The organism is Yoonia sp. I 8.24 (assembly GCF_022096995.1).
Taxonomy (GTDB): domain Bacteria; phylum Pseudomonadota; class Alphaproteobacteria; order Rhodobacterales; family Rhodobacteraceae; genus Yoonia.
Window position 1 is genome coordinate 1 of record NZ_JACXGQ010000016.1, and the last position, 5,136, is coordinate 5,136.

Below are 5,136 nucleotides of genomic sequence, written 5' to 3' on the forward strand. Positions count from 1 at the left end.
TGTTCATCCGTAAATCGTGCCTTCATTTGTCCGTCCATTTGTTGAGCGGACTCTACACAAATTTGGAGGAGTTTTAGGCGCGCAGCATCCGTCACTCTGGGCTCTTCGCGGCCATTAGCCGCTTTGCAGTATCATGCCGGATTCGTCCAGATTGGGTTGTTATGGACGGCCCGTACCGGACATTCACCGACCCTTCGCCATGCTGCGGTCGCAGCCCGCATTGCCGACATTCGCCGCAACCACAAAATCCGATGATGGTCGAACTCACACAGTGCGGGACAAAGCTGCCGTTCGTCGCACCTTCTTTGAAGACCGCTCGTTGCCCCACGCAGCCCTTCGTCGCGCTCGTTGAGATTGCGCGCTTTTGCGCCTTAACAGTTATCGGTGAGGCACTCGGTGCATCCATCGATTTCGGTTGTTAGCGTCGGCGTTGAGGTTTGGTTGCAAAAGCCCGCGATTATCCCAGCACAGTCCCGATTACTCGCACCAAATTGAGCGGATATGTTTTCACCTGTCGTCGTCTTCCGGCCAACCGTGTGCTCTCGTTCACCGTTGATCCTAGACGCGCACTACCAAAACCGACGCTTTCGCATACCGTACGACGCGCGATGCATTGGGGCCGATGATCCGGCTTGCCAGATCTGGTTTGTGTGCGCCTACTACGATGAGGTCTGCGTTCATCTGATCTGCCGCATGCAAAATCTCTTCATAAGTCGTACCGATTTCAACGATGTGTTGAACCTTGCGGCCGCGCGCTTGGGTGTCGGCTGACAGCTTTTTCAAGGCGTCCATCGCCGCTTCGGTGGCCATTTTCAGGGTGCCTTCTTTGAAAAACGACCCAACCCATGACGACCCATAGTCCGGAACGACGGTCACGAGACTCAGGGACGCATCGTACAACCCAGCGAGTTTCTCCGCCTCCTCCAGAATTTTCAATGCGTCGGGTTCGTCCGACAAATCGACAGCACAAAGGATATGTTCCATTAGGCAGTGACCTCGCGTGTTTCAGGTTCCTTACGGCGCATTTGCAGCAAGTAGACAAGCCCCAGCAGCAAGAATGCCGGGATATAGAATAACTGTTCGGGCAGACGGTCGGCTTTGACTTCAAGCTCGACCACTTCCCAATCGAAATCGATGCCGAGCTGCTCGGACGGGCCGCCAAACTGCAAGAAGTCGACAAACATCTTACCGTCTTCCTCACGGAAGGTGATACCGGCGTTCATATCCAAACGGGTTGCGCCATCGCCACCAACTTCGCCCAGTGGCAAAAGGTAACGACCATCAACCGGATCGCCCATGAGGTCCTCACCCACCAAACGCACACGCAGGCTTTCATCGTCTCCGGCCACTTCGGCCATCGCCATCAGCTCAATTCCCGGACGGGTTTCAAACTCTGGTGCAATCCGGTTAAGGAAGAAGCCCGGTTGGAACAGCGTGAAGGCCACCAATAGCAACGCCACGCTTTCCCATACGCGGGACTTGACCATGAAGTAGCTCATGGTTCCGGCCGCAAACAGAAGCATGGCAATCATCGCGATCAAGAAGACGAAGACAGCCTGAATTGGCCCTACGTCGATCAACAACAAATCCGTGTTGAAGATGAACAAGAACGGCAACAGCGCGGTGCGGATCGAATAGAAGAACGCCTGGAAGCCTGTCTTCAGCGGATCGCCTTTTGAAATCGCGGCGGCTGCGAAGCTCGCCAAGCCAACGGGTGGTGTAACATCCGCCATAATGCCGAAGTAGAAGACGAACATGTGGACGGCAATCAACGGCACGATCAACCCGTTCTGCGCGCCGATCTCAACGACGACACCGGCCATCAAGGATGACACCACGATGTAGTTCGCCGTCGTTGGCAGCCCCATGCCCAAAACAATCGAAATTACCGCCACGAAGAAGAGCATGGACAGAAGTTTGATGTCGATGAATGGGAACAGCCCATCCAGACCAAGTGCGAGGAACTCGACGAATTCAGCCATAACCTGGCCGATGCCCGTCAGCGTCACGGCGCCAACAATGATGCCTGCGACACCCATGGCGGCGGCAAGGCCGATCATGTTGCGCGCTCCAGCGATCATGCCTTCCGCGATTTCAGCGAAACCGAATTTGATCTGGGCAACAACGTCGTTTTGACCTCGGAAGAAGGACTTTAGCGAGTTTTGTGTCGCAAGGATCACCAACATGAAAATCGAGGACCAAAACGCCGAATAGCCCGGCGATTTACGTTCGACCATCAGCAGATACATCAGCAGGAAGATTGGCATCAGGTAATGCAGGCCTGTCTTGAGGATTTCGCGCACTGGCGGCAGGTGTTGCATGGATTCGATGCTGACGGGCAGATCATCACCCTGTGCCGCGTACCGCACGGCGGCAATGTATGTCGCTGCGATCAAGGCAAGGATCACCCAGAAAGCCGCTCCACCGAATGCCGCCTGAAGGCCGCCGATCAGATAGCTGGACCCGACAAGCAGCCCGCCCGCCATCACAATCGAGAAGGCGATTATGAAGATCGCGCCAAGCATGAATTTAACGGGGTGCATGCGGCTTGTTCCGGTCATGCCCATCTTAAGTGCTTCGAGGTGCACGATGTAGACCAGCGCAATATAAGAGATCGCCGCAGGCACGATCGCGGTGCGCACGACTTCAACGTAAGACACGCCGACATATTCGGTCATCAAGAACGCAACCGCGCCCATGACGGGCGGTGTGAGAACGCCGTTGATCGAGGATGAAACCTCAACCGCGCCGGCCTTTGTCGCGGGGAAACCAACACGTTTCATCAAGGGAATGGTGAACGTGCCAGTGGTGACCACGTTGGCGATAGATGAGCCCGAGATCAGGCCCGTGGCGGCGGATGCGATAACGGCGGCTTTTGCGGGACCGCCACGCAAATGGCCAAGGCCCGCAAAGGCGAGTTTCAGGAAATAGTTGCCCGCACCCGCTTGGTTCAACAGCGACCCAAACAGCACGAACAGGAACACGAACGAGGACGACACGCCGATGGCGACGCCAAAGACGCCCTCGGTGGTCAGCCACATATGGCTCATGGCTTTGTTGACGCTGGCACCCTGCCAACGGATCATTTCGGGCAGGCCGCTCCAGCTTCCGAAGAATACATAAGCGAGGAAGAACAGCGCCACGGCCATAAGCGGAATGCCCAAGGAGCGACGCGCGGCCTCCATCAACAGGATGATACCAACGACCGCTACAATTACGTCGGTGGTGTTGGGTGCGCCTGTCCGTTGGGCAACGCCTGCATAAGCAAACCAGATATAGGCCGCCGTTGCGGCGGCAACCAATCCCAAGACCCAATCCTGGATCGGGATATGATGTCGGGGTGAGGATTTGAGCGTCGGGAAAGCGACAAACGCGAGGAACATCGCAAAGGCGAGGTGAATGGCGCGGGTTTGCGTGTCATTCAGGATCGTCAGTTTGAAGATGTCACCAAGGAAACTGTTGTTCCACGTCAGGACGACATCAAAGCGCAAGGGCGATGCGATCCAGAGTTGGAATATCGCCCAAACCAAGGGAACGGCCAAAAGGATCCAAGTTGAAAACGCACCCGTTGGCTTGCGTCCGCCAGTGTCGCTGTCGGCAATGAAATCTTCGACATCGACATCGGTTTGATTTGCTGTGGTCTCTGACATGGTGTCCCCCAATATCGGTCGCTGTATTCAGCTGCCCGTAAAACACGATTGCCGCCCCCGTCAGATGACAGGGGCGTCGGGTATCAGTGTGTGGCGCTCATGTTGACGAGCGCCCCAGGCTCGATTACTCCATCCAGCCTTGCTCGCGGTAGTACTGCGCCGCACCAGGGTGCAGTTCAGCTGTCAGACCGTCTGCGATCATTTCAGATGGCTCAAGGCGCGCGAAGGCTGGGTGCAGACGCTTGAAGTCTTCAAAGTTGTCAAAGACGCCGGAAACAACTGCGTAGACAACTTCGTCAGCTGTGCCAGCGGAGGTGACGAACGTCGCCTTTGGGCCCCAGCTTGGGATGTCATCTTCGTTGCCCGGGTACATGCCGCCTGGGATCGTCGCAGCCGCGTATGCTGTGTTTTCAGCCAGCAGCGTGTCGATTGCTGGGCCTTCCAGCGCGATGATGTTCACATCGCAGGTGGACGTCGCTTCTTGGCTAGAGCCGTTCGGCAGGCCAGCGGCCCAGATTGTCGCGTCGATGTTGCCATCACACAGGGCAGCGGACTGCTCGGAGGATTTCAGCTCGGCCGCAACGGCGAATTCGCTTGGGTCAACGCCGTGATAACGCAAAACTGTTTCGGCCAGAACGCGCGTGCCGGAACCGGGGTTCGCGATGTTCACTTTCATGCCGCGCAGGTCTTCAACGGTTTCGATGCCGCTGTCTGCACGCACCATCAGGTGCATTGGTTCGGGGTGAACAGAGAACAGCGCGCGCAGGTCTTCGTATGGACCGTCTTCTTGAAATGCGCCTGTGCCATTGAGGCCGGCAGCTTGAACGTCGGACTGAACGACACCGAAGTCTAGCTCGCCCTGACGGATTGTGCGTGTGTTGTAGACAGAGCCACCCGTGGATTCGACAGAACAGCGGATGCCGTGCTCTGCGCGGTTGATGTTAACCAGTCGGCAGATCGCGCCGCCCGTCGGATAATAGACGCCGGTTACGCCGCCTGTGCCGATTGTAATGAACTGCTGGTCTTGCGCAGAAGCTGCACCAGCGAACCCGAATGCCGCAACTGTGAGCGCGCCAATGAATGTTTGTTTGATTGTCATGTGTTGTCTCCCTGACAAGTTATATGTCACGCCCCAAAGGCAATGGCATTGATCGACGCTTTGCACGCCTGATTGTGGAAGCGTCGCCAATGCTTCGGGCCTTGTCACCTGAAAACTAATGTTTTTTTTGGGGGCCCCAGTATGCATTGTGGCTGAGGCGTAATTCTTCGTACTCATGGATGCGACGTTTGGCGTCTTGGCCGCCAGTTTGAACAAGCACCGCCAACAGGCTTTCCATCACTGCCATCGCGCCCGCATAACAGCCAAAATGGTGGGTCGAAACAACTGAGGCAATCAGGTTTTCATCAGGTGTGAATTCCGACGAAACCATTTCGCTGTCGGACAGAATAATGAGCTTCACGCCTCGCGCTTTCGCGAATTTGCAGG

The 5,136-nt window shown here is 56.2% G+C and carries 3 protein-coding genes and 1 pseudogene; all 4 read right to left on the reverse strand.

Translation table 11 applies throughout. The annotated features are described in order from the left end of the window. Positions 1 to 558 precede the first annotated feature (558 nt). Positions 559 to 984: a universal stress protein gene (locus Yoon_RS17850; protein WP_238114166.1), complete on the reverse strand. Its 426-nt coding sequence runs from the start codon at positions 982 to 984 to the stop codon at positions 559 to 561. Further along, a complete protein-coding gene (locus tag Yoon_RS17855) occupies positions 984 to 3,650 on the reverse strand; it encodes a TRAP transporter permease (protein ID WP_238114167.1) in 2,667 nt (888 codons plus the stop codon). Before Yoon_RS17855 ends, Yoon_RS17850 begins: the two co-directional genes overlap by 1 nt. A gap of 124 nt (positions 3,651 to 3,774) precedes the next feature. Continuing rightward, complete coding sequence (locus tag Yoon_RS17860) at positions 3,775 to 4,749, reverse strand: TAXI family TRAP transporter solute-binding subunit (RefSeq protein ID WP_238114169.1); 975 nt, start codon at positions 4,747 to 4,749, stop codon at positions 3,775 to 3,777. 115 nt (positions 4,750 to 4,864) lie between these two features. Then, positions 4,865 to 5,136, reverse strand: a pseudogene (locus Yoon_RS17865) (MurR/RpiR family transcriptional regulator); the annotation flags it as partial.